The sequence below is a fragment of the Nocardioides lijunqiniae genome (assembly GCF_015024225.1).
Lineage (GTDB): Bacteria > Actinomycetota > Actinomycetes > Propionibacteriales > Nocardioidaceae > Nocardioides > Nocardioides lijunqiniae.
This window is the reverse complement of sequence record NZ_JACJGM010000010.1, coordinates 76,269-101,109: the sequence shown is the minus strand read 5'-3', so window position 1 is coordinate 101,109 and position 24,841 is coordinate 76,269. Positions and strand designations below refer to the sequence as shown.

Annotated in this window: 20 protein-coding genes and 1 pseudogene; 15 read left to right on the top strand and 6 right to left on the bottom strand. The window is 74.9% G+C overall.

Going from position 1 to position 24,841, the window contains the following annotated elements; genetic code table 11:
* The first annotated feature begins 39 nt into the window (after window positions 1–39).
* From IRQ30_RS08895 to IRQ30_RS08855, 9 genes are all read left to right on the top strand, one after another.
* Window positions 40–480 (top strand): helix-turn-helix domain-containing protein, encoded by a 441-nt coding sequence (locus IRQ30_RS08895; RefSeq protein ID WP_193612567.1) that lies wholly within the window; start codon window positions 40–42, stop codon window positions 478–480.
* Between the two features lie 60 nt (window positions 481–540).
* Window positions 541–1,554 carry a GDSL-type esterase/lipase family protein gene (locus tag IRQ30_RS08890; RefSeq protein WP_193612566.1) on the top strand — a complete coding sequence of 338 codons (1,014 nt, stop codon included), beginning with the start codon at window positions 541–543 and terminating at the stop codon, window positions 1,552–1,554.
* Window positions 1,555–1,592: 38 nt separating this feature from the next.
* The gene (locus tag IRQ30_RS08885; RefSeq protein WP_193612565.1) at window positions 1,593–3,473 is read left to right on the top strand and encodes a penicillin-binding transpeptidase domain-containing protein; all 1,881 of its coding nucleotides are present in this window, start codon (window positions 1,593–1,595) and stop codon (window positions 3,471–3,473) included.
* Between the two features lie 105 nt (window positions 3,474–3,578).
* Complete coding sequence (locus IRQ30_RS08880; protein WP_193612564.1) at window positions 3,579–6,299, top strand: AAA family ATPase; 2,721 nt, start codon at window positions 3,579–3,581, stop codon at window positions 6,297–6,299.
* Between the two features lie 358 nt (window positions 6,300–6,657).
* Complete coding sequence (locus IRQ30_RS08875) at window positions 6,658–8,583, top strand: M4 family metallopeptidase (RefSeq protein ID WP_193612563.1); 1,926 nt, start codon at window positions 6,658–6,660, stop codon at window positions 8,581–8,583.
* 258 nt (window positions 8,584–8,841) lie between these two features.
* Window positions 8,842–10,299 carry an NAD-dependent succinate-semialdehyde dehydrogenase gene (locus IRQ30_RS08870; RefSeq protein ID WP_193612562.1) on the top strand — a complete coding sequence of 486 codons (1,458 nt, stop codon included), beginning with the start codon at window positions 8,842–8,844 and terminating at the stop codon, window positions 10,297–10,299.
* Window positions 10,300–10,360: 61 nt separating this feature from the next.
* On the top strand, window positions 10,361–11,716 hold the full coding sequence (locus tag IRQ30_RS08865; protein WP_193612561.1) for an outer membrane protein assembly factor BamB family protein: 1,356 nt from the start codon (window positions 10,361–10,363) through the stop codon (window positions 11,714–11,716).
* Window positions 11,717–11,790: 74 nt separating this feature from the next.
* Window positions 11,791–12,777 (top strand): zinc-binding dehydrogenase, encoded by a 987-nt coding sequence (locus IRQ30_RS08860; protein ID WP_193612560.1) that lies wholly within the window; start codon window positions 11,791–11,793, stop codon window positions 12,775–12,777.
* Window positions 12,778–12,829: 52 nt separating this feature from the next.
* The gene (locus tag IRQ30_RS08855; protein ID WP_193612559.1) at window positions 12,830–14,146 is read left to right on the top strand and encodes an MFS transporter; all 1,317 of its coding nucleotides are present in this window, start codon (window positions 12,830–12,832) and stop codon (window positions 14,144–14,146) included.
* Window positions 14,147–14,152: 6 nt separating this feature from the next.
* Here the strand turns inward: IRQ30_RS08855 and IRQ30_RS08850 are convergent, their stop codons facing one another.
* The 5 genes from IRQ30_RS08850 to IRQ30_RS08830 form a co-directional block, all read right to left on the bottom strand.
* Complete coding sequence (locus IRQ30_RS08850) at window positions 14,153–15,151, bottom strand: helix-turn-helix transcriptional regulator (RefSeq protein ID WP_193612558.1); 999 nt, start codon at window positions 15,149–15,151, stop codon at window positions 14,153–14,155.
* Between the two features lie 9 nt (window positions 15,152–15,160).
* Entirely contained in the window at window positions 15,161–15,769 is a 609-nt protein-coding gene (locus tag IRQ30_RS08845; protein WP_193612557.1) for a TIGR03086 family metal-binding protein, read from the bottom strand.
* A complete protein-coding gene (locus IRQ30_RS08840) occupies window positions 15,769–16,800 on the bottom strand; it encodes a sigma-70 family RNA polymerase sigma factor (protein ID WP_227463697.1) in 1,032 nt (343 codons plus the stop codon). The genes IRQ30_RS08845 and IRQ30_RS08840 overlap by 1 nt, the downstream gene beginning before the upstream one ends.
* 75 nt (window positions 16,801–16,875) lie before the next feature.
* Window positions 16,876–18,444: an FAD-dependent oxidoreductase gene (locus IRQ30_RS08835; RefSeq protein ID WP_193612556.1), complete on the bottom strand. Its 1,569-nt coding sequence runs from the start codon at window positions 18,442–18,444 to the stop codon at window positions 16,876–16,878.
* Complete coding sequence (locus IRQ30_RS08830) at window positions 18,441–19,037, bottom strand: TetR/AcrR family transcriptional regulator (protein ID WP_193612555.1); 597 nt, start codon at window positions 19,035–19,037, stop codon at window positions 18,441–18,443. Before IRQ30_RS08830 ends, IRQ30_RS08835 begins: the two co-directional genes overlap by 4 nt.
* 17 nt (window positions 19,038–19,054) lie before the next feature.
* Here IRQ30_RS08830 and IRQ30_RS08825 point away from each other — a divergent pair, with 17 nt between their 5' ends.
* The 5 genes and pseudogenes from IRQ30_RS08825 to IRQ30_RS24155 all read left to right on the top strand — a co-directional run bounded on the left by IRQ30_RS08825 (window position 19,055) and on the right by IRQ30_RS24155 (window position 23,502).
* Window positions 19,055–20,635 (top strand): FAD-binding oxidoreductase, encoded by a 1,581-nt coding sequence (locus IRQ30_RS08825; protein ID WP_227467264.1) that lies wholly within the window; start codon window positions 19,055–19,057, stop codon window positions 20,633–20,635.
* Complete coding sequence (locus tag IRQ30_RS08820; RefSeq protein ID WP_193612554.1) at window positions 20,632–21,546, top strand: diacylglycerol kinase family protein; 915 nt, start codon at window positions 20,632–20,634, stop codon at window positions 21,544–21,546. Before IRQ30_RS08825 ends, IRQ30_RS08820 begins: the two co-directional genes overlap by 4 nt.
* 303 nt (window positions 21,547–21,849) lie before the next feature.
* On the top strand, window positions 21,850–22,239 hold the full coding sequence (locus tag IRQ30_RS08815) for a YciI family protein (protein WP_193612553.1): 390 nt from the start codon (window positions 21,850–21,852) through the stop codon (window positions 22,237–22,239).
* 4 nt (window positions 22,240–22,243) lie between these two features.
* Window positions 22,244–22,405, top strand: a pseudogene (locus IRQ30_RS24160) (RNA polymerase sigma factor); the annotation flags it as partial.
* A 326-nt stretch (window positions 22,406–22,731) separates the two neighbouring features.
* Window positions 22,732–23,502, top strand: coding sequence for a DUF6596 domain-containing protein (locus IRQ30_RS24155; protein ID WP_338089632.1), 771 nt, complete (start codon window positions 22,732–22,734; stop codon window positions 23,500–23,502).
* Here the strand turns inward: IRQ30_RS24155 and IRQ30_RS08805 are convergent.
* The gene (locus IRQ30_RS08805; protein WP_227467263.1) at window positions 23,423–23,926 is read right to left on the bottom strand and encodes a helix-turn-helix transcriptional regulator; all 504 of its coding nucleotides are present in this window, start codon (window positions 23,924–23,926) and stop codon (window positions 23,423–23,425) included. The two genes, IRQ30_RS24155 and IRQ30_RS08805, sit on opposite strands and share 80 nt — an antisense overlap.
* Window positions 23,927–24,097: 171 nt before the next feature.
* Here IRQ30_RS08805 and IRQ30_RS08800 point away from each other — a divergent pair, with 171 nt between their 5' ends.
* Window positions 24,098–24,820 carry a GAF domain-containing protein gene (locus IRQ30_RS08800; RefSeq protein ID WP_193612551.1) on the top strand — a complete coding sequence of 241 codons (723 nt, stop codon included), beginning with the start codon at window positions 24,098–24,100 and terminating at the stop codon, window positions 24,818–24,820.
* Window positions 24,821–24,841: the final 21 nt, after the last annotated feature.

Here is a 24,841-nt window from a genome sequence, read left to right as displayed (position 1 = left end):
GAACTTGTGTCAGCCACGAGGATGTGTCTTCATGTTGACATGAAGTCAAGCGCTGAGGTCGACCTGTCGGTCGGCGAGCTCGCGGCCCGCTTCGGGCTGGCCACGCACGTGCTGCGCCACTGGGAGGACGTGGGGCTCCTGGACCCCGCGCGCGACGGCGGAGGACGCCGGCGCTACGCCCGGGACGACGTCTACCGGGTCGCGGTGATCCTGCGCAGCAAGGCCGCCGGCATGAGCCTGGACCAGATCCTCGTGCTCCTCGACGCGGAGTCCGGGGACCGGCACCGGGTCCTGGAGCAGCACGTCGCGGACCTGGACCGGCGCATGCAGGAGATGCAGCGCTCCCGGGAGATGACCGAGCACGCCCTGCGCTGCCGCGCCCACGACATCGCGACCTGCCCCCGCTTCCGCGACCACGTCGAGGACCTGGTGACCGGGGCGACCGACGGCGGCGCCCTCTGGTCGACGCCCCACTGGTAGTGGCAGGGTGTGTGACCCGTGCCACATCGCGTGGTGCCCGGGTTCTCGGAGGTCTCGGAAGTGCTCACACGTCTCGCTCGTCCCGCTCGCGCCGCCCTGCTCGCGCTGGCGGCCCTCGCCACCACCTCGGCGCTGCTCGTCGCCCCACCGGCCCAGGCGGCCGGTCCGGCCTACGTCGCCCTCGGCGACTCCTACTCGTCGGGCACCGGGACCCGCTCCTACATCGCCGACGGCACCTCGTGCCAGCGCTCGACGTACGCCTACCCGAGCCTGGTCGCCGCGGCGCGCGGCTACGCGCTGAACTTCCGCGCCTGCTCCGGCGCGAAGATCGCCGACGTCACCAGCACCCAGCTCGGCGCCCTGTCGGCGACCACCCGCTACGTCACGCTCTCCGTCGGCGGCAACGACGCCGACTTCACCGGCGTCCTGACCGAGTGCGCGACGCCCTGGTGGGCCGGTGACTGCGACGGCGCCATCGACACCGCGCAGGCCTTCATCCGCACCACCCTGCCGGGCCGGCTCACCACCCTGTACTCCTCGATCCGCTCCCGCGCCAGCAGCGCCAAGGTCGTCGTCGTGGGCTACCCCCGCATCTTCCAGGGCGAGGACTGCAACGCCCTGACGTGGTTCTCCCCCGCGGAGGAGACGCGGCTCAACCAGACCGCGGACCTGCTCAACAGCAAGCTCGCGGCCGCCGCGTCGGCGCGCGGGTTCGCCTTCGCCAACCCCACCAGCCGCTTCGTCGGCCACGCCGTCTGCGACAGCCCCGAGTGGCTCAACGGGCTCTCCAACCCGATCAGCGAGAGCTACCACCCCAACCGCCCCGGCCACTCCTCCGGCTACGCGCCGCTGGTGAGCCCCCTGCTCACCGGCGCCTCCGCGCGCACCACGCCCACGTCGTACGGCGCGCGGGTGCCGGCCGCGCAGATCGCCGCCTCGCAGCGGCGCTACGCCGCAGCGGACTCGCGCATCGAGCCCGAGACGTTCCGGGTGCCCGACCTGACGACGCGCGCCGCACGGGTCGCGGCACGGCGCGCCGGCATCGACATCGACCGGTGGCTCGCCCGCCACTGATGACCGGGGGCCGGGGCGGCGGGTGCTAGAAGGGAGGCATGCGTTCTCGACTCGCGGGCCTGACCGCCCTCGTCCTGCTCCTCGCCGCGTGCGACTCCTCCGGCGACCCGGCCGACCGCGGACCCGACCCCGACGCAGCGGCGCAGGCGCTGGCCGACGGCCTGGTCAGCGGTGACCTCGCCGACGTTCCGTTCACCCAGGCCACCTCGGCCGAGGTCAAGGCCGAGCTGGGCGAGGTCGTGAAGGGCATGGGCGAGGTCGAGCCGACCGTGGAGGCCGGCGACGTGACCACCGACGGCGACACCGCCACGGCCACGCTGTCCTGGACCTGGCCGATCGCCGCCGACCGGCCGTGGACCTACGACAGCGAGGCCACGCTGAGCCGGGTCGACGACGAGTGGCAGGTGGTGTGGACCCGCGAGCTGGTCGAGCCGTCCCTGGGCGCGTCGACCACGCTCGACCTCACCCCGGTCCGCGCCGCCCGCGGCGACATCGTCGGGGCGCGTGGTCTCAAGATCGTCACCCCGCGCGACGTCGTGCGCCTGGGCATCGACCGGGGCCAGGTGCCGGCGGCCCAGGCGGGGGCGTCGGCCCGCAGCCTCGCCCGCCTCGTCGGCATCGACGTGGCGCCGTTCGTCAAGCAGGTCAGGGGCGCCGGCGCGCTCGCGTTCGTCGAGGCCATCGTCTACCGCGCCGACCAGGTGCCACCCCGGGTCGGCAGCGGCTACGAGCAGATCCCCGGCGCCCGCGCGCTCGGCGACGACGTCCCGCTCGCACCGTCGCGGGAGTTCGCGGCGCCCATCCTCGGCACCGTCGGCGAGGTCACCGCCGAGATGGTGGCCGAGGACCCCGAGCGCTACCAGCCCGGCGACCAGGCCGGCCTCTCCGGGCTGCAGTCGCGCTACGACGAGCAGCTGCAGGGCATGCCGGGTGCCGTCGTCAACGCGGTGGGCTCCGACGGCAAGGAGCGCGAGCTCTTCCGGGTCGACGGCGCCCCGGGCCGGCCGCTGGAGCTCACGATGGACCTCGACCTCCAGGTCGAGGCGGAGCTGCTGCTGCGCGACGTCGGACCCTCGAGCGCGATCGTCGCGCTGCGCCCGAGCAACGGCGACATCCTGGTCGCGGCCAACGGCCCGGGCACCGGCGGGCAGAACATCGCCACGTTCGGGCAGTTCGCGCCCGGCTCGACGTTCAAGACCGCCAGCACCCTGGCGCTGCTGCGCGCCGGGGTCACCCCCGACACCCCGGTGCCGTGCACCACCACGCTGACCGTGGACGGCAAGCGCTTCAAGAACTACTCCGACTACCCCGCCTCCGCGGTCGGGCGGATCCCGCTGCGCACGGCGCTGGCCAACTCGTGCAACACCGCCTTCATCTCGCAGGCACCCAAGCTCGGCGAGCTCGACCTCTTCGAGGCCGCCGCCTCCCTGGGCATGGGCATCGACCACGACCTGGGCTTCCCGGCCTACTTCGGGCAGGTGGAGCCGGCGGCGTCCCGCACCGAGAAGGCCGCCAACCTCATCGGCCAGGGCCGGGTCCTGGCCTCCCCGATGGCCATGGCGACGGTGGTCGCCTCCGTGCAGCAGGGGTCGGTGGTGGTCCCGCGGCTGCTGCCCTCGGTCGAGGTGACCCCGCCCGACGTGGAGCCGCTCACCGCGGGAGAGGCGCGCGAGCTCAAGGCGATGATGCGCGGCGTCGTCACCGACGGCAGCGGCGCCGGCCTCCAGGACGTGCCCGGACCCGAGGTGATCGCCAAGACCGGCACCGCGGAGTTCGAGCGCGGCGGCCGCGTCGAGACGCACGCCTGGATGATCGCGGCCCAGGGCGACCTCGCCGTGGCGGTCTTCGTCGAGCTCGGGGCCTCCGGCTCGCGCACGGCCGGACCCATCCTGGAGGCCTTCCTGCGCAAGGCGCGCTGAGACCGCCCTGGGTCGGCGCTGGGTCCTCGCGGGGCCGTGCGAGCTTCCGGTCTCCGGCGCCGGAGGGCTGTCGCCGCCGCAGGGCCGGGCCCTACCCTGGCAGCGGTGTCTCGGGTCGTCGGCCGTCTCACCCTGCTCTCGGAGGTCCAGGTCCTTCTCGGGCGGGGCGAGTCCGTCGCGCTCCACGGACCGGTGGGCGTCGGCAAGAGCGCCCTGCTCGACCACCTCGAGGAGCAGCACCGCGCGGGGCGGGGCGCGGTGTCGCTCCGCGCCGGGGGTGCTGCCGACGAGCACGCGCTGCCGTTCGCGGCCCTGCGCGACCTGCTCGCGCAGGTGCCGGCGGCGTTCGTCGCGGACCTGCCCCCGACCACGCGCGCGGTGGTCGGGTCGGGGCTCGTGGGCATCGAGGCCACCGACGACCTGCGCTCGGACCTCGCGGCCGCCTTCCACGCGGTCCTGGACGCGTGGGCCGCCCAGCAGCCGATCCTGCTGCTGCTCGACGACGTCCAGTGGCTCGACGGCGAGTCCTCGCGCATCGTCGGCTACGCGCGACGGCGACTGCGGGGCCGGGTCTCGGTGGTCGCGACGGTCGGGCCCGGCGACCGCGGCACGGAGGCCGACGTGAGCGACCTGCACCCGCTGGAGGTGCCACCGCTCGAGGCCGACGACATGGTCGACCTGCTCTGCGCCCACGGCCTGCCCGCCGACGTCGCGCACACCCTCTACGTCGAGTCCGGCGGCGTGCCCTCGCTCGCGCTGGCCCTCGCCGGCGCGATCGGCGCGACGCCGTCGCTGCTCGGCCGGCCCACACCGCTGCCGACCAGCCTGGAGCGGGTGCTGCGCGACCGGTTCCTCGCCCAGCCACCCGACGTGCGCGAGTCGCTGTGCCTCGCCGCCCTCCTCCACCGCCCGACCGTGCGCCAGCTGGAGCGCGCCGGACGCCTCGGCGCCGACGAGGAGCTGCGCCGCGCCGCGCAGGCGGGGCTGGTCACCGGCCCGGAGGGCGTCGTGCGGTTCACGCCGACCATGCTGCGCGCGATCGTCACCGACGCGGTCGCCGCCACCGACCGCGCCGAGCACCACCGCCGGCTGGCCGACGTGGCCACGACGCCGGCGGAGCGGATGCGGCACGTCGCGCTCGCCGACCCCCGACCCGACGCCGACCTGGCCCACGAGCTGGGGCTCGCCGCCCGGGAGGCGCTCGAGTCGGGCGGCCGCGAGATCGCCGCGGAGCTCTACCTCCTCGCCGCCGACCGCGCCCCCTGCGAGCTGGCGCAGGAGCGCGTGGAGTGGCTGGCCACGGCGGTGGAGACCGCCGCGCCGGGCAACCACGTCGACCTGCTCAACCGCGGCCTCACCGACTTCCTGGAGACGCCCGCGACCCCGGCCCAGGCGGTGCGGGTGCGGCTCGCCGTGCCCGAGCTCGCCGCCAGCGGCCCGGCGTTCCTCGACGAGGTGCTCACCGCCGCGCTCGCCGACGCCGGCGACAACGACCGGCTGGTCGCGATGGTGCTGCTGCAGCGGGCACGGATGGCGCTGATGGAGGCGCGACCCGCCGCCGCGGCGCGGTCGGCGGAGCGGGCGGTGGGGCTGCTGGAGGCGTCCGGGGACATCGACGACCTGGCGGTCGGGCTGACCGCGCTCGCGGTCGCGCGGCGCTGGCTGGGCCTCGACCACGACCACCACCTCGCCCGCGCGGTCGCCCTCGACGTGCCGGTGCCGACCGGGTTCCTGCACACCTCGCCGGCCTACATGGCCGCCCGCTTCGCCCTCTACGACGACCGGCTCGACGAGGCGTGGAGCGGCTTCCTGGCGATGCTGGCCCACGTCGAGCGCGGGGCGGGCATGGACCACGTCCACGTGCTGCGGTGCCTGGTGGAGGTCGCCGCCCGCACCGGGCGGTGCCGCGAGGCGATGGAGTACGCCGAGCGGGCGACCACCGTGGGGGAGGAGTTCGGGCTCAGCGCGCACACCGGCTGGTTCATCACCGCCCAGGCCGAGCTCGTGGGCGGCGACCTGGGGCGCGCCGTCACGCTGGCCCAGCGAGGCGCGGAGGCCGCGGCAGAGCGAGGCGACAACCGCTACCTGCAGCGCCACCTGATCCTGCTCGGGCAGGGGCTGATGCGCAGCGGCGACGCCAGCGGCGCCCGCGACGCCCTCACCCGGATCCGCGAGCTGGAGCACGAGCACGGCATCGCCGACCCGACGGTCAACCGCTGGCAGGCCGAGCTGGTCGGCGCCCTGGTCCTCCTCGGCCAGCTCGACGACGCGGAGTCGCTGCTGGCGCAGGCGCGCCGGGTGCTCGACGGGCGTGGGGGCACCGAAGGGGTCGCCGCCCAGCTCGACCGCGCCGAGGCCGAGCTGCTCGTCGCCCGCGGCGACCTGGTCGGCGCCGAGCTGGTCCTCGACCGCTCGGCCAAGGTCACGGCCGACGTCGGCATGCGCATCGACCTCGGCCGCACCCTGGTGACCCGTGCCCACCTCGAGCGTCGCCGTCGCCGCGTCGCCGCGGCGCGGGCGGCCCTCCAGGACGCGCACGACCTGTTCACGTCCCTGCACGCCCGCTCGTGGGCCGACCAGGTGCGCGCCGAGCTGCTCCCGCACCCGCCCGGCCAGGGCGCCGACCCGCTGCTCGACCGGCTCACCGACGGCGAGCGCCGGGTCGCCCGCGAGGTCGCGCAGGGCGCCAGCAACCGCGAGATCGCCGAGCGCACCTTCGTCAGCGTCAAGACCGTCGAGGCCACCCTCACCCGCATCTACCGCAAGCTGGACCTCCGCTCCCGCACCCAGCTCGCCACCCTGCTCGTCCCCCAGCCGCCGGAGTAGCGGGCCGGCGCGCCTGGGGGGCGGGGCGAGTCGGATCCGGGTCGTGTGCCGGAGAGCGCGCCGGGGCGCTGCCTGCGACACACGACCCACCCGCGGCCGCCGAAGCTTGGTCGGGGCGAGTCGGATCCGGGTCGTGTGCCGGAGACCGCGCCGGGGCGCTGCCTGCGACACACGACTCATCCCGCCCACCCCGCCCACCCCGGCGCCCTCCGCCGCACCACCGGCCGACCCGCGCCGCGGGTAGACGAGGGTTTCCCCCCTTACCCCCGGGGGGTGACGTTCCTAGGTTCGGGTCCAGGCCACACCGTCACCCCGGTGCCCTGCGCAGGACCCCCACCCACCACCCCCAGGGAGAACCATGAGAGCCACCACGCTGCTCGGCGCAGCGCTGGCGAGCGCGCTGTCCGGCGCGCTCGCGCTGAGCGTCCAGGCGCCGTCGTACACCGCCCCCGCCGCCCCGGCACCCCAGGCCCAGGCCCGGACAGAGACCGCCCAGACCGGCCAGGCCCTGGCGAAGGGCGAGGGCCGCACCCGCGCCATCGACGCCGCCTCCGACTACGTGCGCGAGCACCGGACGGCGTTCCGCGCCGGCGCCCGAGACGCGCTCACGCGGGTCTCGACGACGCCCGGCTCGCGCGGCAGCCACTACGTCGCCTACTCGCGCACCTACCGCGGCCTGCCCGTCTACGGCGGCGACTTCGTCCTCGCGGTCGACGAGTCCGGCAAGGTCACCGGCTCGACCAGCGGCCAGGAGCGCCGGATCTCGCTGCCGTCGGTGCGCCCCACGGTCACCCGCGCCCAGGCCCGCGCCACCGCCCGTCGTCAGGTCACCCGGGTCGCCCGGGTCACCAGGCCGCGCCTCACCGTCTACGCCGAGGGCACGCCCCGCCTCGCCTGGGTGACGAAGGTGACCGGGCGCAAGGCCGGCAGCCCCTCCCTGCAGACGGTGTGGACCGACGCGCGCACCGGCAAGGTGCTGCTCGCCTGGGACCAGGTCATGCACGGCAGCGGCACGGGCTACTACAACGGCGCCGTCAGCATCGGCACCTCCGGCTCCGGCTCGTCGTACTCGATGACCGACACCGCCCACCCCGGCCTCAAGTGCGGCGGCCAGAACGGCGCGGCCTACACCGGCACCGACGACGTGTGGGGCAACGGCTCGGGCACCAACCTCGAGACCGCCTGCGTCGACGTGCTGTACGCCGCCGGCAAGGAGACCGACATGCTCGCGGCCTGGCTGGGCCGCAACGGCATCAAGGGCAACGGCAGCAACTACCCCGCACGGGTCGGGCTCAACGACGTCAACGCCTACTACGACGGCTCGATCATCAACTTCGGCCACAGCCAGGACAACGCGCGCCAGCTGACCGCGATCGACATCGTCGCCCACGAGAACGGTCACGGGATCTTCCAGACGACCCCGGGCGGCTCGACCGGCGGCAACGAGACCGGCGGCCTCAACGAGGCGGCCGGCGACATCTTCGGCGCCCTGACCGAGGCGTACGCCGCCAACCCCAACGACCCGGCCGACTTCCTGGTCGGGGAGGAGGCGAACCTGGTCGGCAACGGGCCGATCCGCAACATGTACAACCCCAGTGCCGTCGGCGACCCCAACTGCTACTCCTCGAGCATCCCCACCACCGAGGTGCACGCCGCCGCGGGCCCGTTGAACCACTGGTTCTACCTGCTCTCGCAGGGCTCCAACGCCTCGCCGGCGTCGCCCACGTGCAACGGCTCGACCGTCACGGGGGTCGGCATCCAGACCGCCGGCAAGATCTTCTACAACGGCCTGCTGCTCAAGACCTCGTCGTGGACCCACGGCAAGGCCCGCGTGGCGACGCTGACCGCCACGAAGAACCTCTACGGCTCGACCGACTGCTCGACGTTCACCAAGGTGAAGGCCGCGTGGGACGCCGTCTCGGTCCCGGCGCAGTCGGGTGAGCCGACCTGCGGCGGCTCGACGCCTCCCGGCGGCGGCACCTGCTCCGAGGTGACCGCCTCGGGCACCGTCGCGTCGCGCGCCTCGTCGTACAAGCCGTCCACGTCGGGCTTCACCGCGGCGGCCGGCGTCATCAACGCCTGCCTCACCGGCCCGTCCGGCACCGACTTCGACCTGTTCCTGCAGCGGCGCAGCAGCAGCGGCACCTGGTCGGACGTCGCGGCGAGCGAGGGCTCGTCCTCGACGGAGTCGATCGCCTACACCGCCGGGGCCGGTACCTACCGGGTGGAGGTCTACGCCTACTCGGGCTCCGGCTCCTACACCCTGAGGTACGACGTGCCGTAGGCCCGTCCGCAACGCACACCCCGCGCGGGGTCCGGCCGCCGGCCGGGCCCCGCGTCGGCGTCCGGAGGGGGGTCCGGAGGAGGTCCGGAGAGGTGGTTCCCGCCCCGGAAAGGGGAGAGCCCCTTGCCGCATGGGGTCGGCAAGGGGCTCAACGTCGCCTTCTCGGTGCTCCCTCGAAAGTCGACTCCTCGATGCTACGCCCCCGACCGTGACCCCGTATCCGTTTCCCTGGTTGTCCCCAGGTGACAGAGTGATTTCATGACCGGACTCGACCTGCTGGGCGCCCAGCAGCGCAATCTCTTCATCGGCGGCACCTGGCGGGAGGCCGCGAGCGGCGCCCGGATCGAGGTGATCGACCCCGCCGACGGCTCGGTGCTGACCGACGTGGCCGACGCCTCCACCGAGGAGGCCGTCGAGGCCCTGGACGCGGCGGCCGCCGCCCAGGCCGACTGGGCGCGCACCGCTCCGCGCGAGCGCGGCGAGATCCTGCGCCGCGCCTTCGACCTGCTCACCGAGCGCGCCGACGACGTCGCGCACCTGATGAGCCTGGAGATGGGCAAGCCTGTCGCCGAGGCGAAGGGCGAGGTGGCCTACGGCTCGGAGTTCTTCCGCTGGTACTCCGAGGAGGCCGTGCGCATCCACGGGCGCTGGATGCAGGCACCGGCCGGCGGCAGCCGCCTGCTGACGGTGCGCAAGCCGGTCGGTCCGTGCCTGTTCATCACTCCCTGGAACTTCCCGCTGGCGATGGGCACCCGCAAGATCGGGCCCGCGATCGCCGCCGGCTGCACGATGGTCGTCAAGCCGGCCTCGCAGACGCCGCTGACGATGCTGGCGCTGGCCGCGATCCTCGAGGAGGTCGGTCTGCCGGCCGGCGTCCTGAACGTCGTCACGACGTCCTCCACGGGTGAGCTCAGCACCGCCCTGCAGGCCGACGACCGCCTGCGCAAGGTCAGCTTCACCGGCTCCACGGCGGTGGGCCGCACGCTCGTCGCGCAGTCCGCCGACCAGCTCCAGCGGCTGAGCATGGAGCTCGGCGGCAACGCGCCGTTCCTGGTGTTCGAGGACGCCGACCTCGACGCCGCCGTCGAGGGCGCCATGGTGGCCAAGATGCGCAACATGGGCGAGGCCTGCACGTCGGCCAACCGGTTCCTGGTGCACCGCAGCGTGGCCGCCGAGTTCGGCGAGCGCCTCGGCGAGCGGATGGGCGGCCTCACCCTCGGGCGTGGTCAGGACGACGGCGTCGACGTCGGCCCGCTGATCGACGAGAAGGCGCTCGACGGTGTCACCCGGCTCGTCCAGGACGCGGTCGACGACGGCGCCCACGTCGTCACCGGCGGCTCGGCGCCCGGCGGTCCGGGCTTCTTCTACTCCCCGACCGTCCTGGTCGACGTCCCGCCGGCCTCCGCGATCAACACCCAGGAGATCTTCGGGCCGGTCGCGCCGATCACGACGTTCGAGACCGAGGCGGAGGCGATCGAGCGCGCCAACGCCACCGAGTACGGCCTGGCCTCCTACGTCTACACCCGCGACCTGGCCCGCACGATCCGGCTGGCCGAGTCGCTCGACTTCGGCATGGTCGGCGTCAACACCGGCCTGGTCTCCAACCCCGCGGCGCCGTTCGGCGGCATGAAGGCCAGCGGCTTCGGCCGCGAGGGCGGCTTCGAGGGCATCGAGGAGTACCTCGAGACGACGTACGTCGCCCTGCCCGCCGACTGAGGCCGACGCGGTCGCGGCCGCCCCACGTTTGCGGTCGCGGGATGCCGGGGATAGCGCCGCCATGAGGTTCTCCGCAGGCAGGGTCGCGACAGCGGCGGTCGTCCTGCTCGCCGCGGTCGCGTGCTCGGGCCAGGGGTCCTCGTCGGAGCGACCGGCGTCTGGCTCGCCGTCGGCCGACGCGACCCCGACGCCCGCGCCTGCCGGGCCTCGGGCGGGGGACGTCCGGTGGCTCAGCCGCGCGTACGGCGAGCCCGTCGAGGCCGTGGCCGCCATCGGCGACGGCCACGTCGTGATGACGTCGGCTGCCACCGTGCGGCTGGACGCCGCGGGCGAGGAGGAGTGGGTCGTGCGCGAGCCCGCGTCGCGCCGGGGCTACCCGCAGGCCTTCGCCGCCGGCGACATGGTCGTTCGCTACTCCATCCCGGAGGACACGGACCGGGGCGCCGGGAGGTCTCCCCACGTCCGTGTCCTCGACGGCCGCACCGGTCGGTTGCGCTGGCAGCGCGACGTGGGCGAGGTCGTGGTGACGCCGTCCTCGGTCTTCGCCTCCGCGTGCGGGGGGCGGGGCGACGGCGCCTCGGACGGCTGCGCGGTCATGGCGCTCGACCCGGCCACGGGGCGGGAGAGGTGGCGGACACCCGCGTCCGTGGACGCGCTCAGGGTGGTCGGAGCGACCGTGCAGATCACCAGCTTCCCCTACGGCACCGACCGGACGGCCGATCCGTACGGCGAGCGCACCCTGGTCCGGGTGCTCGATGCCGAGACCGGCGAGCGACTCGGGCCCGATCAGCTGGGCAACTTCTTCGAGGCGGCGGGACGCCTCCTCGTCGAGGAGTCCGTCGCCGGGTCCGTGGGCCGGGCGTGCCAGGCCGTGCTCGTGGCCCGTCGTCTCGACGGGCGAGAGGTGTGGAGCCGGTCCTTCGACTGGACGCTGCCCCGCGAGGCCACGGGCCCCGACGCCGACTGCGCGCTCGCTCTCGACGTCACCCCCCTCGGACGGGGGCGGATCGAGGTCGTGGCGGGAGACCGGGTGGGGCTCCTCCTCGACGCCAGGACCGGCCGCACCCTCTGGGACCACGGGGGCCGGCGCCGGGTGCTTGCCTCCTTCGCCGGGGTCGACGTCGTGACGGACAGCGCCTTCCGCAGGTTCCAGGGCCTCGACGCCCGGACCCATCGCCGGCGCTGGCAGGCCACGGGCACGCCCTCTCTCACGCTTCAGGACGTCGAGCCGGCCGGCTACCTCGCCCTCACCCAGTCGGAGGGCGACGCGGAGCTCCTCGAGCTGCGATCTGTCCGCAGCGGCGAGGTGTCGCTCAGGACCCCGGGGTCCCTGGTCGGCAGCGGCCGCGACTGGGTCGCCACCGTGATCAAGAGCCCGCGCGGCGACCGGGTGTCGCTGGTCCACTGGCCACACTGAGCCTGCCGACCGAGCGAGGACGCCGGGTCCAGGACGCTTGACTTCAAGTTAGCTTCACCTTGTGCACTGGGATCATGCATGCGATCCGGCACCACGCCTTCGGCCCCCCTGACGTCCTGGTCCTCGACGACCTCCCCGACCTCGAGCCCGCCGCCGGGGAGGTGAGGATCGCGGTCGAGGCCTCCGGGGTGCACCTGCTCGACACGACCCTGCGCCGCGGCGAGGCCGGCGGCCCGCTGCCGCCGGCCGATCTGCCGACCGTGCCGGGCCGCGAGGTGGCGGGCGTCGTCGACGCCGTGGGCGAGGGCGTCGACGGGTCCTGGGTCGGGCGCCGCGTGGTCGCCCACCTCGGCATGGTGCCCGGCGGGTACGCCGAGCAGGCGGTCACGACGGTCGGCACCCTGTTCGCGGTCCCCGACCACGTGTCGTTCCCGGACGCGGTCGCCGCGGTCGGGACGGGGCGGACGGCCCTCGGGGTCGTGGAGCTGGAGCCGGTCGGCCCCGGCGACACCGTGCTGGTGCTGTCCGCGGCCGGGGGCCTCGGCTGGCTGCTCGCGCAGTCGGCGATGGCCGCGGGCGCCGACGTGGTGGCCGCGGCCCGCGGCGTCGAGCGCACCCGGGCCCTGGTCGACCTCGGTGGCGAGGTGGTCGACTACGGGCGGCCCGGCTGGGACGAGGCGGTCCGGGAGCGCGGCGGCGTCACGGTCGTCTACGACGGCGTCGGCGGAGAGCTGGGCCGCACGGCGCTCGAGCTGCTGCGTCCCGGCGGGCGGCACGTGATGTTCGGCTACGCCGCGGGCGAGCCGACCCGCTTCGACACCCGCGACGTCGTCGAGCGCGGCCTCACCGTGGGGTGGAGCCTGGGCCCGCGCATGATGGCACTCCCCGACGGCATCCCGGGGCTGGCCCGGCGGGCGCTGGCCAGGGTCGCGGCAGGCGAGTGGCGCCCGCTGGTCACGACGTACCCGCTGGCCGGGGCGGCCCGCGCGCACGCGGATCTCGAGGGTCGCCGGGCGCTGGGCAAGGTCGTGCTGGTCGCCGGCGGGAGGGACCACCGATGAATCGGGTCGCGGATGTCGGTCCTCACCGTCACCATGGGAGACGGAGGATGCCATGACCGACCAGCTCGCGGTCGACCCCGACGGGGTCGCCGACCAGCCGCCACGGCGGCAGCTCCCGCGCGCGCTCACGCCGTTCCGCCACCCGGCCTACCGGCGGCTCGCCGTCGCGCTCGTGCTCACGACCTTCGCCAGCGGGGTGTGGACCGTCGGGCTGGTCTGGGAGGTCATCCGCATCGGCGGCGGCCCCGGGCAGCTGTCGGCGGTGACCACCGCCGGCGCCGTCGGCGTGCTGCTCCCGGCGCTGCTGGCCGGCGTCGTGGCCGACCGGGTGCCGCAGAAGACGATCCTGATCGGGGTCGCCGCGCTCGAGCTGGCCGGCATGGCCACCGTGGCCGCGCTGTCCTACGCCGACCGCACCGAGCTCTGGCACCTCGCCGTCGTGACGTTCCTGGCCGGGGCCGGCATGGCCTTCTACTACCCCGCCTACTCCGCGTGGCTGCCCGCGCTGGTGCCGGAGTCCGACCTGATGGCGGTCAACGGCTTCGAGGGCATGGTCCGCCCCACGATCGGTCAGGCCGTGGGCCCGGGCGTCGCCGGCGTCGTCGTCGGGATCCTGAGCTCCAGCGCCGCGATCGGGGTCGCGGCCGCCGCGTCCGGGCTCGGCCTGCTCGCGCTGACCGCCGTGCCCAAGACCGCCGTGCGCCGCGACCCGGAGGCGGTGGACGACTCGCGGCCCGCGATCGCCGGCGCGCTGGCCGACATGCGCGAGGGCTTCGTCTACATGGTCCGCACGCCGTGGTTGCTGGCCACGCTGCTGTTCGCCTCGATCATGATCCTGGTGCTGATGGGGCCGCTGGAGGTGCTGGTGCCGTTCCTGGTCAAGGACCGGCTCGGCGGCGGACCGGGCGACCACGCCCTGGTGCTGGGCGCCTTCGGCATCGGCGGCGCGGTGGGGTCGCTGGCGATGGCGTCGTTCCGGATGCCGCGTCGCTACCTCACCGTCATGAACCTCATGTGGGGTGTCGGCTGCCTGCCCCTCGCCGTCATGGGTGTGGCCACGGCGGTGTGGCAGGTCGTCGTCGCCGCGCTGGTGCTGGGCGCGATGTTCTCGGCGCCGATGGTCATCTGGGGCACGCTGCTGCAGCGCCGGGTGCCGCCCCACATGCTGGGTCGCGTCGCGTCGCTGGACTTCTTCGTCTCGATCAGCCTGATGCCGGTGTCGATGGCGCTGGCCGGGCCGGTGTCGGAGGCGATCGGCCTGCGCGCGACGTTCTTCATCGCCGCGGTGGTCCCGACCGTGGCCGCGGTCGTCGCCACGGTCTGGGCCAAGCTGCCCCAGGACGAGATCGCGCACCCGCTGCGCGACTGAGGACGCTCAGGCGGGGACGCCGAACGCGAGCTCGAGCCCGGCGCGCGAGCCGATCCCGAGCTTGCGGTAGGTGCGCGAGAGGTGCCACTCGACGGCCTTCACCGAGACCTCCAGGCGCTCGGCCGCCTGGCGGTTGGTCAGCCCGGCGGCCACGAGACCCGCGACCCGGAGCTCGGCCGGCGTGAGGACGGTGAGCGCCTCGGCCCGCAGCCGGTGCGGCGGCTCGCCGCAGCGGTCGAGCAGCCGGCGGATCCGGCTCTGCAGGGGCCAGAGCTCCTCCATCCCGGCGTAGTGCTCGGCCCCGCGGAGCAGCAGCACCGCCTCGGGCAGCGCGGCGGGGTCGGTGCGCAGCAGCAGCAGGCCGGCGAGATCCGCGTCGACCTGGGCCGCCAGCCGTCCGGCCTCGACGCCGGCCAGCACGGCGCGCGCCTCGCGCAGCGACCGGACCCGGTGGCCGCCGGGGTCGGCGGCCGCCAGCGTGCGCAGCGCCTGCGCGATCGCGTACGCCGATCCGTGCGCGACCGCGATGCGGTGCTGCTCGGTCGCCAGCTCGGCCGCCTCGTGGTGGTGGCCCGTGAGGACCAGGCCCAGCGCCGCGCCGGCACGCCACGTCAGCAGCTCGGGGTCCTCGGGCAGCCCGGCGACCGCGCGCCCGGCGGCCAGGAGGTGGTCGACGGCGTGCTCGGCGTCGCCGAGGGCGGCCGCCAGCTCCCCCTTGGCCTGGTGCGCGAAGCCGGCGGCGAGGCCCGCGCGCTCGACGTACGGCGCGAGCTGGTCGGCCAGCCGCATGGCCTCGGCCAGGTCCCCGCGGGCCAGCCGGCACTCCACGCGCAGGGCCAGCAGACGGGCGCGGCCGGTCTCGTCGAGGGCGTCGGAGCCGGCCGCGAGCGCGTCGAGCTCGCCCAGCGCCGCGCCGATCGCACCGGCCCTGACCAGGGCGGACGCCGTGTGGAGCCGGTCGGTGAGGTGGGCGGCGGGCGGCGGCAGCGCCTCGGACGGGGACATGCCCCCAGGCTAGGAAGCCGCGCGGGGTCCGGTGTCGCGATTGCGCATATCGTGACGAGGTGGACCAGTCAGCTGCCGGCCGAGGAAGCCAAGCAGCCGCGCGGAGTCGCCACTCGTGCTAGGAGGGGGCCGCTCGGGCGCGAAGCGGGTGCCGCGGTCGTCGGCGCTGACCAGTGCCGAGGCGGCCGGGAGAAGTCGGGCGGCGAGGTCGTCGGGCACCGGGTGCGAGAGACCGAGCGACGAGGCGACGTCCCAGCCGTGGACCGTGATCTCGAGTGCGGCCGCGAGCACCAGGACGGAGGTGTCGACCAGGTGCGGGCCGATGCGGGTGCGGGTCGGCGGCTCGGCGCTCCACGTGCCGAGCAGGCGGCAGGCCTTCTCCTGCAGCGCACGCACGCGCACCCCGGCGCGCACGCTGCGCTCGAGCCGCACCTGGCCGGAGGCGCCCTCGTCGAAGGCGTCCAGCGAGTCCTCCATGTGCGCGAGCAGCCGGGCGAGGTCCCACCCGGTGCACGGGGTCGGCCGCCCCAGGTCGGCGTCCGACACGGAGGCGAGGGCCACGCGGGTGTAGGACAGCGACCGGTCGAGCAGCTCGACGGAGGCGTCGAGCGCGGTCATCAGGGCGTGTGGTCGGCGGGCAGGTGGGCCGGCAGCCCGAAGCGGGTGAAGTCGACGTCGAAGAAGGCGCCGACGTGCTTGACCCGCTCGCCCTCGAGCTCGAGGACCTGCAGGTGGAACGGCACGAAGCCGCTGCCGTCCCTGGCCCGCATGTAGAGGCCGAAGGCGGGCTGGCCGTTGGCCGAGGTCGGCAGCATCGGCATGTCGTGCGTGCCGCCGGGGCACTGCGTGTCGATGAGGTCGCCGATGTTGGCGGCACCGACGTACCAGCCGGTGAACGGCGGCATCTCCCACACGGCCTCAGCGGTCAGCAGCTGCACGATCGTGTCGACGTCCTTGCGCCAGAACGCCTCGACGTAGCGCTCGAGGAGCTGCTGCTGGGCGGAGGTGAGCGCCGGCTCGACGCTGTCCTCGGTGAGCCCGCGCTCCTTCATCTGCGCGTGCGCGCGCTGGAGGGCGGAGTTGACCGCCGCGGTGGTGGTGTCGAGCGCCGTGGCGACCTCGGCCGCCGACCAGCGCAGGACGTCGCGCAGGATCAGCACCGCGCGCTGGCGCGCGGGGAGGTGCTGCAGCGCGGCCACGAAGGCGAGGCGGATGGAGTCGCGCTCGGCGACCACGACGGCCGCGTCGGGCACCGGCTCCAGCCAGGCGACCTCGTGGTCCTGCTCCAGCGCGTCGCCGGCCATCTGGTCGGGCGTGCCGAGCCCGGCCGGCAGGGGGCGGCGCGGCCGGCCCTCGAGGTTGGTGAGGCAGACGTTGGTGGCGATCCGGTAGAGCCAGGTGCGGACCGAGGAGCGGCCCTGGAAGTCGGCGGAGGCCTTCCACGCGCGCAGGAACGTCTCCTGCACCAGGTCCTCGGCCTCGTGCACCGAGCCGCTCATCCGGTAGCAGTGGGCCAGCAGCTCGCGCTGGTAGCGCTCGGTCAGCCCGTCGAAGTCCGCGAGCTCGCCCGTGCCGGTCCCCGCGGTGGTGCTCGTGCTCGCTCCGTCGGTCGTCACGGTCTCGGTCCCCGATGTCATCGTGGTCGTCATGGGTGCTGCTCCTCGCGTCGTCCAGTCTGCCTCCTCTGGAGACCGGCGTCGACGCCCGAACTCATCGGTGCCGTGCTACCCGTGGCGGACCGGCCGCCCGGCGAGGGTGAGGGCGCGCTCCGCGGCGGGTACGGCGAGGGGCCGGTCGGCGGGGACCAGGCCCACGCGGGTGCGGCGGTCGAGGAGGTCGTCGACGTCGGCGGCGCCCTCGTGGGTCACGCCGAAGACCAGCTCGGCCAGCGTGACCGGGACGGTCGGGGCGACCGGCGCGAGGAGCTCCTCGGCGGAGAGGCCCGTGACCCGGCGCGCGCTCTCGAGCACCAGCTCGGCGTCGGTGCCGTAGCGGCGCACGAGCCGCGCGGGCTGCTCGAGGGCCGCCAGCGCCGGGCGGGTCGCGGCGCCGAGGATCGGCAGGTCGCGGGTGCGACACGGGCCGGCGGACAGCCCCGAGCCGGCGACGGCCGCGTCCACGGCGTCCTGCGCCATCTGCCGGTACGTCGTGAGCTTGCCGCCGACGACGGTGACGACGCCCGTGCGGCTGGTCAGCACGGCGTGGCGCCGCGACAGGTCCGCGGTCGTGGCGGCCCCGTCCGGGTCGTCGGAGGGAGTGTCGAGCAGCGGGCGCAGCCCGGCGTACGCGCCGACGACGTCCTCGCGCCGCAGCTGGCGCTCGAACGCGGCCGAGACCACGTCGAGCAGGAAGCCGATCTCGGGCTCCGTCGGCTCCGGCACGTCGGGCACCGGGCCGTCGGCGGCCTCGTCGGTCAGCCCGACGTAGATCGTGCCGTCCGGCTGGGGGAGCACCAGCACGAAGCGGCTCGTCGACCCGGGGATCGGCGCGAAGACCGACACCGCGAGGCCGGGCAGCGTCTCCTGGCGCAGCACCAGGTGGGTGCCGCGGCTGGGCCGCAGGCTCACCTCGTCGACCAGCTCGCCGGCCCAGACGCCGGTCGCGTTGACCACGGCGCGCGCGGTGACCGAGTGGGTCGCGCCGCTGAGCTCGTCGCGCAGCTCGACCGAGGTGCCGGTGGCGCCGAGCACGCGGGCGCGGGTGCGCACGTGCGCGCCGTACGACGCGGCGGTGCGGGCGATCGTCGTGACCAGGCGCGCGTCGTCCTCGAGCCGGCCGTCCCAGGACAGCAGGCCGCCGCGGAGGCCGGCGGAGCGCAGGGGCGGCGCCATCGCCATCAGCTCGGTGGTGGTGAGCCGGCGCGGCCGCGGGAGCGTCTCCTCGTCGGTGCCGGCGCTGCGACGCAGGCCGTCGCCCGCGAGCAGGCCCGCGTGGGTCAGGCGCTCCTGCACGCGTGAGACCGACGAGCTGAGCGGCACCACCATCGGCATCGCGTGGGTCAGGTGCGGGGCGGTGACCTCCATGAGGATGCCGCGCTCCACGGCGCTCTCGCGCGCGACGCCGACCTGGCCCTGGGCGAGGTAGCGCAGGCCGCCGTGGACCATCTTCGAGGACCACCGCGAGGTGCCGAAGGCGAGGTCGTGGGCATCGACGGCCAGCACCGACAGGCCGCGGGTCACGGCGTCCAGAGCGACGCCGACCCCGGTGATGCCCAGCCCGATGACGACCAGGTCGACGTCGGTCGGGGCGCCGTCGAGGCCGGGCGTGATCCGGGTGGCGACCGGGTCGCTCACGGCACGAGGGTCCGGGTCAGCAGGGTGGTGAGCTCGGCGTCCAGCTCGGCCTCGGAGACGGCGTCGTCGACCATCGTGTGCGCGGACAGCACGAAGCCGTGGGCGGCGAGGAGCAGGCCACGGGCGATGGCCACGGAGCTGCCCGCCCGCACTTCGCCGGCGGCCTGGGCGTCGCGGATCGCCTGGTCGGTGAGCGCGAGGATCAGGTCCTGCGAGCGGCCGCGCCGGGACAGGACGTAGGGGAGGATCAGCTCGGGGTCGAGCTCGATGATCCGCACGAACAGCTCGTTGTCGCGCAGCACCCGCACCGTGCCCACGATCCCGTCGACCAGGCGCGCCACCGCCGGCTGCGCGGGGTCCTGGGCGGCGAGCGCCGTCTGCACCACGCCGGTCCACTCCCGGGTCATCAGGTCGCCCAGGAGGGTCTGCATGTCCGACCAGCTGCGGTAGATCGTCATCCGCGAGACGCCGGCCCGACGGGCGACCTCGGTGAGCGTCGTGCGCCGCCAGCCGACGTCCAGGATGCACGCGCGGGCGGCGTCCAGGTAGGCGTCCCTCGGTCCGTCCGAGGGGTTGTTACGAAGTGACGTCATGTGTCACACTGTAACACATGACCCGATTCGTGCAGTCCGAGATGCATCCCCAGCGCTGGGGCGACCCCGAGGCCGCCACCGCGCTGCCGGAGGCCGCGCGCGGGCTCATCGAGATGGCCTTCGGGATCGACGAGCGACCGGCCGCCACCTCCGTCGCCGTGCCGACCGCCGCGCTCTCGGCGGACCTGCTGGACGGCCTGCGCGCCGTCGTCGGCGAGGAGCACGTGCTCACCGACGACGCGACCCGGCGGCTGCGCACCCGCGGCAAGTCGACCCCCGACCTCCTGCGCGCCCGCAGCGGCGACCTGGGCGACGCCCCCGACGTCGTCGTCCGCCCCGACGGGCACGAGCAGGTGGCGGCGGTCCTGGCCCTGGCCGTCGAGCACCACCTCGCGGTGGTCCCGTTCGGCGGCGGCACGTCGGTCACCGGCGGGCTCGTGGCGCGCCGTGAGGGCTACGCCGGCCTGGTGTCGCTGGACCTGGTGCGGATGAAGCGGCTGCTGGTGGTCGACCACGTCTCCATGACCGCCGTGCTCGAGCCGGGGCTGCGCGGACCCGAGGCGGAGTCGCTGCTCGCGGAGGAGGGCCTGACGCTGGGGCACTACCCGCAGTCGTTCGAGTACGCGACGATCGGCGGGTTCGCCGCCACCCGCTCCAGCGGCCAGTCGAGCGCCGGCTACGGCCGGTTCGACGCGCTGGTCGTCGGGCTCCGGGTGGCCACACCGCGCGGCGAGCTGGTGCTGGGCAGGGCCCCGGCCAACGCCGCCGGGCCCGACCTGCGCCAGCTGGTGCTCGGCTCGGAGGGTGCGTTCGGCGTGATCACCTCGGTCACCGTGCGGGTGCGCCGGCTCCCGGCCGAGAAGGTCTACGAGGGCTGGCACTGGCCGTCGTTCGAGGCCGGGGCCGACGCGATGCGCACGCTGGCGCAGAGCGGGCTCCTGCCGACCGTGATCCGCCTCTCCGACGAGGCCGAGACCGCGATCAACCTCGCCCGCCCCGACGAGATCGGCGGCGCCTCGTCGGGCGGCTGCCTGATGATCACCGGCTACGAGGGGGAGCCGGCGGTCAACGCCGCGAAGCGGGCTGCCGTGACCTCGGTGCTGGAGGGGCTCGGCGGGACGGGTCTGGGCGAGGAGCCGGGCCGCGCCTGGGCCCACGGCCGCTTCGGTGCGCCGTACCTGCGCGACTCGCTGCTCGACGTCGGAGTCCTGGTGGAGACCCTGGAGACCGCGACGTTCTGGTCCAACCGCGAGCGCCTCTACGCCGACGTGAAGACCGCGCTCGAGACCACGCTGAGCGACGGGGCGCTGGTGCTGTGCCACGTCTCGCACGTCTACGAGACCGGCTGCTCGCTCTACTTCACCGTGGCGACCAAGCTCGGCGACGACCCGCTCGCGCAGTGGCACGCGGCGAAGGTCGCCGCCAGCGACGCGATGGTCGCGGCCGGCGCGACGATCACCCACCACCACGCGGTCGGCACCGACCACCGGCCGTGGCTGACGCGCGAGATCGGCGCGCTCGGCGCCTCGGTGCTGCGCGCGGTCAAGGCCGACCTCGACCCGACCGGCGTGCTCAACCCGGGGGTGCTCATCCCGTGACCTCCCGGTCCTTCTCGTTCCTGGTCAACCCCGCCTCCGGTGGCGGTGCGGCGCCCGAGGCGGTCGTGCCGGTGGCCCAGCAGCTGCGCCACGCGGGCGCGACCGTGGACGTCACCTACTCGCCCGGACCCGAGGCCATGGACGCGCTGGTGGACGCCGCGGTCGCGCGCGGCGACGTCGTCGTCTCCGTGGGCGGCGACGGCATGCTCTCCTCCCTCGCCGGCGCGGTCTCCGTGCGCGGCGGCACCCTCGGCCTGCTGCCCGCGGGCCGCGGCAACGACTTCGCGCGGATGCTCGGCGTGCCCGACGACCCCGCCGCGCAGGCCAGGCTGCTGCTCGAGGGCGTCGTGCGTCGGGTCGACCTGCTGTCGCTCTCGCTGCCGGGCTCGCCCGCGCGCCGGGTCGCCGGGTCCGTCTACTCCGGCGTCGACGCGTGCGCCGCCGAGATCGTGGACCGCTCGCACCGGCTGCCCTCGGCGCTGCAGTACCCCTACGCGGCGCTCCGCGCGCTGGCGACGTACCAGCCGGCGCGCTGCCGCGTGAGCGTCGACGGCGTGACCCGGGAGTACTCCGCGGCCTGCGTGGTCGTGGCCAACTCCGGCTACTACGGCAAGGGCATGCACATCGCGCCCTCCGCGGTCGTCGACGACGGCCTCCTGGACGTGGTGGTGATCGAGGCGGCCGGCAGGCTCGCGCTGATGCGCTCCCTCCCGAAGGTCTACGACGGCCGCCACGTCGCGCTGGCCGAGGTCACCGTCCTGACCGGTCGCCGCGTCGAGGTCGCCGCCGACGGTCGCCGCGGAACCGTGCCCGTCGGCGGTGACGGCGAGCCCCTCGGCGCCCTCCCCGGTCTCTCCGCCCTGCCCGCCTGCGTCGAGGTCCTCCCCGGCGCGCTGGCGGTCGTCTGCTGAGGCAGGTTTTTCAGCATCTGCTGAAAACCCTGACGTTCTGGGCCGGAATTCTGGCCCGGAAGCGCGGGGAAATGCCCAGAACCTCCCGTCCGCGACGCGACGACAGGTCGGCGCGCGGCCCGTACCAGCATCTGCTGGGACCGGCGAGCTTCTGGGCCGTTGCGCCGCCCCAGAACGTCGCCGAGAGGCCCAGAACCTCCGGCCCGACGGTCCGATGTCGAAACGGCCGGGTCGGCTCCGACGTACCACCGAGGTGCCGCACGGCACCATGTCACCCAGGTGACCGACACCGGAGGAGCCCCCATGAAGTACGTCGTCCTGATCCACTCCAACCCCGAGCCCTGGGGCCACCCGACCGGCGCGCACGTCGCCGCCTACCAGGCGCTCCCCGCCGCGGAGCGCGCCCGCAGGGACGCGGCGTTCGAGGAGCTGCTGACCGAGCTCCAGGGCAACGGCGAGCTGGTCGGCGGCGAGGCGCTGGGCGACCCAGGCACCGCGACGCTCTACCGCGAGGAGGCGGCCGAGGTGCTGGTCACCGACGGCCCGTACTCCGAGCTCAAGGAGCACCTCGCGGGGTTCTTCCTCATCGACGTGGCCGACCGCGAGCGCGCCGAGCAGGTCGCCCGGCAGTTCGCCAGCCCCGGCGACACCGTCGAGCTCCGGCCGGCGATGTGGCCCGGCGGCGACGACTGAGCCGGTGACCAGCCCTGTCGAGGAGGTGTGGCGCCGGGAGGCGCCGCACGTCCTGGGCGCGCTGGTACGCCGCCACGGCGACTTCGACGCCTGCGAGGACGCGCTGCAGGAGGCGATGGTCGACGCGACCGTGCAGTGGCAGCGCGAGGGCGTGCCCGCGCAGCCGCGCGGCTGGCTGCTGCGGGTGGCCTCGCGCCGCCTCGTCGACCGGTGGCGCAGCGAGAGCGCGCGCGCCGACCGGGAGCTCCGGGTCGCGGCCGCGGCCGTCGGCGCGGGCGAGGTGGAGGACGTCGACGCGACGCTCGACCTGCTCCTGCTGTGCGCCCACCCCGCGCTGTCCGCCGCCTCCCAGGTGGCGCTCGCCCTCCGCGCGGTCGGCGGCCTCACGACCGAGCAGGTCGCGGCCGGCTTCCTGGTCCCGGCCCCGACGATGGGCCAGCGGTCAGCCGCGCGAAGGCGACGCTGCGCGAGGCCGGCGCCCGCTTCGGCGAGGTGGCGGCCGCCGAGCGCACGGCGCGGCTGTCCGCCGTACGGCACGTGCTCTACCTCGTCCTCAACGAGGGGTACGCCGCCAGCGGCGGCGACCGGCTCGTCGACGTCTCGCTCACCGACGAGGCGGTGCGGCTGTGCCGGCTGCTGCGCGAGCGGGTACCCGAGGACGACGAGACGGCCGGGCTGCTCGCGCTGGCGCTGCTGACGACCGCGCGCACCCCGGCGCGCACGGACGCCTCCGGCGACCTGGTGCGGCTGGCCGACCAGGACCGGGCCCTCTGGGACCGTGAGCGGATCGCCGAGGGGGTGGCGCTGCTGGAGGAGGCGCTGCCGCGGGGGCGGGTCGGGCGCTTCCAGCTGGAGGCGTCGATCGCGGCCGTCCACGCCGACGCCGCGAGCGCCGCGGACACCGACTGGCAGCAGGTCGCGGTCCTGTACGCGATGCTGGACCGGGTCGCCCCCAGCCCCGCCGTCACGCTGAGCCGCGCGGTCGCGGTGGGCATGAGCGAGGGTCCGCTGGCCGGTCTCGCGCTCACCGACCCGCTGCTCGAGGACCGGTCGATGCGACGCCACCACCGGCTGCCCGCCGTCCGCGCACACCTGCTGGAGATGGCCGGCCGTCGCGAGGAGGCCGCGCTGGCCTATGCCACCGCTGCCGCCCTGGCCACCAGCATCCCCGAGCAGCGCTACCTCAACTCGCGTGCCTCGTCGTCGTCTCGGCCGACCCCAGTATCGGTTGCTCGCCGTAGCCGCGCGCGAGACACCACCTGACGGCCTGGGTCCGGTGCGTCACGCCCATCTTGCGGTAGGCGGTCCTGATGTAGGTCTTGACCGAGTTGGGGCTGAGATACAGCCGACCGGCGATCTCCCGGTTGCGGTAGCCCTCGGCGACGAGCGTCAGCACCTGCCGCTCACGATCCGACAGGTTGTCCTCGACACCGTCGTCCGGGAGGACGCCCAGGTGCCGCAGGAGGTCGGCCGCCAGGATGGTCAGACGGGCCTCGTCCACCCCCTGGAGGTCGGGTGGGTCGTGCGCCACGAGCTGACCACACGGATGGGTCGCCAGGTCGACGACGTGGACGCTGCCCGTGCCGGACAGCGTCACGAGGAACGCGGCCGAGGCCTGACGGTGCGGGGCCGGCGTCGTTCGCGGCTCGAGAGCCGGATCAACCTGAGCGTGAGTGCTTGACGTCATGGGTCTTGCCTTCCCGAACGGCATCGACAGCTGAGGCCGTCGGGGTCCGGGACGACAAGGTCCGCCCAGGCTACCCCTTGCGCCGCTGAAGGGCTACGGTGCTGGGACGTTCCATCGTCGCCCCGGACCCTGACGGCGCAGTTCCGAGCCGCCCTCCGAGAGCCAGGTCCCGTGGCAGACGCCGCCTCCATCCGTCGACGCGTCGACGCTGCGCTCGCTCGACGACGTCCGGGCGAGGCCGGGATGGTGGCCACCCTCGACTCTCTGTGCGCGGTCGCCTGCCAGCAGCTTCCCCTGACCGGGGCGGCGATCACCCTGGTGCCGAGCGTCGGCTCCCACACGGTCGCGGCCGCGTCCTCGGCCACGACGCGAGAGCTGGAGGAGGCGCAGTTCGGAGTGGGGGAGGGACCCACCCGGGACGCCTTCACCTCGCGCCGACCGGTGCTCGTCGCGGACCTGACTCTCGCCGGCCTCCCCCGATGGCCGGGTTGGGCGCCGGTGGCGGTGCGAGCCGGCGCCGCAGCGGCCTACGCGCTACCGCTGCACGTCGGCGCCAGCATCTTCGGGGTGCTCACGCTGTACGCCGGCAGCCGGCCCCTGGACCCCGAGGGACTGCGGACCGCCCTGGTCCTCGCCGACATCGCGACCGACATCCTGCTGGACGGTCGCGCCGCCGACGGGGGAAGCACGCTCCCCCCGGACCTCGGCGACATCCTGGGCGGCCACGCCCACGTCTACCAGGCCCAGGGGATGGTGATGGTGGCCCTCGGGGTCGGCCTCGCCGAGGCGCTGGTTCGCATGCGGGCCCACGCCTGGGCCACCGGCCAGGACCTGGGCGCCCTGGCGACGGAGATCGTCTCCGGCCGGCAGATGCCTACGGCAGACCCCGGCTGAAATCGATGACACAGTGGCTCG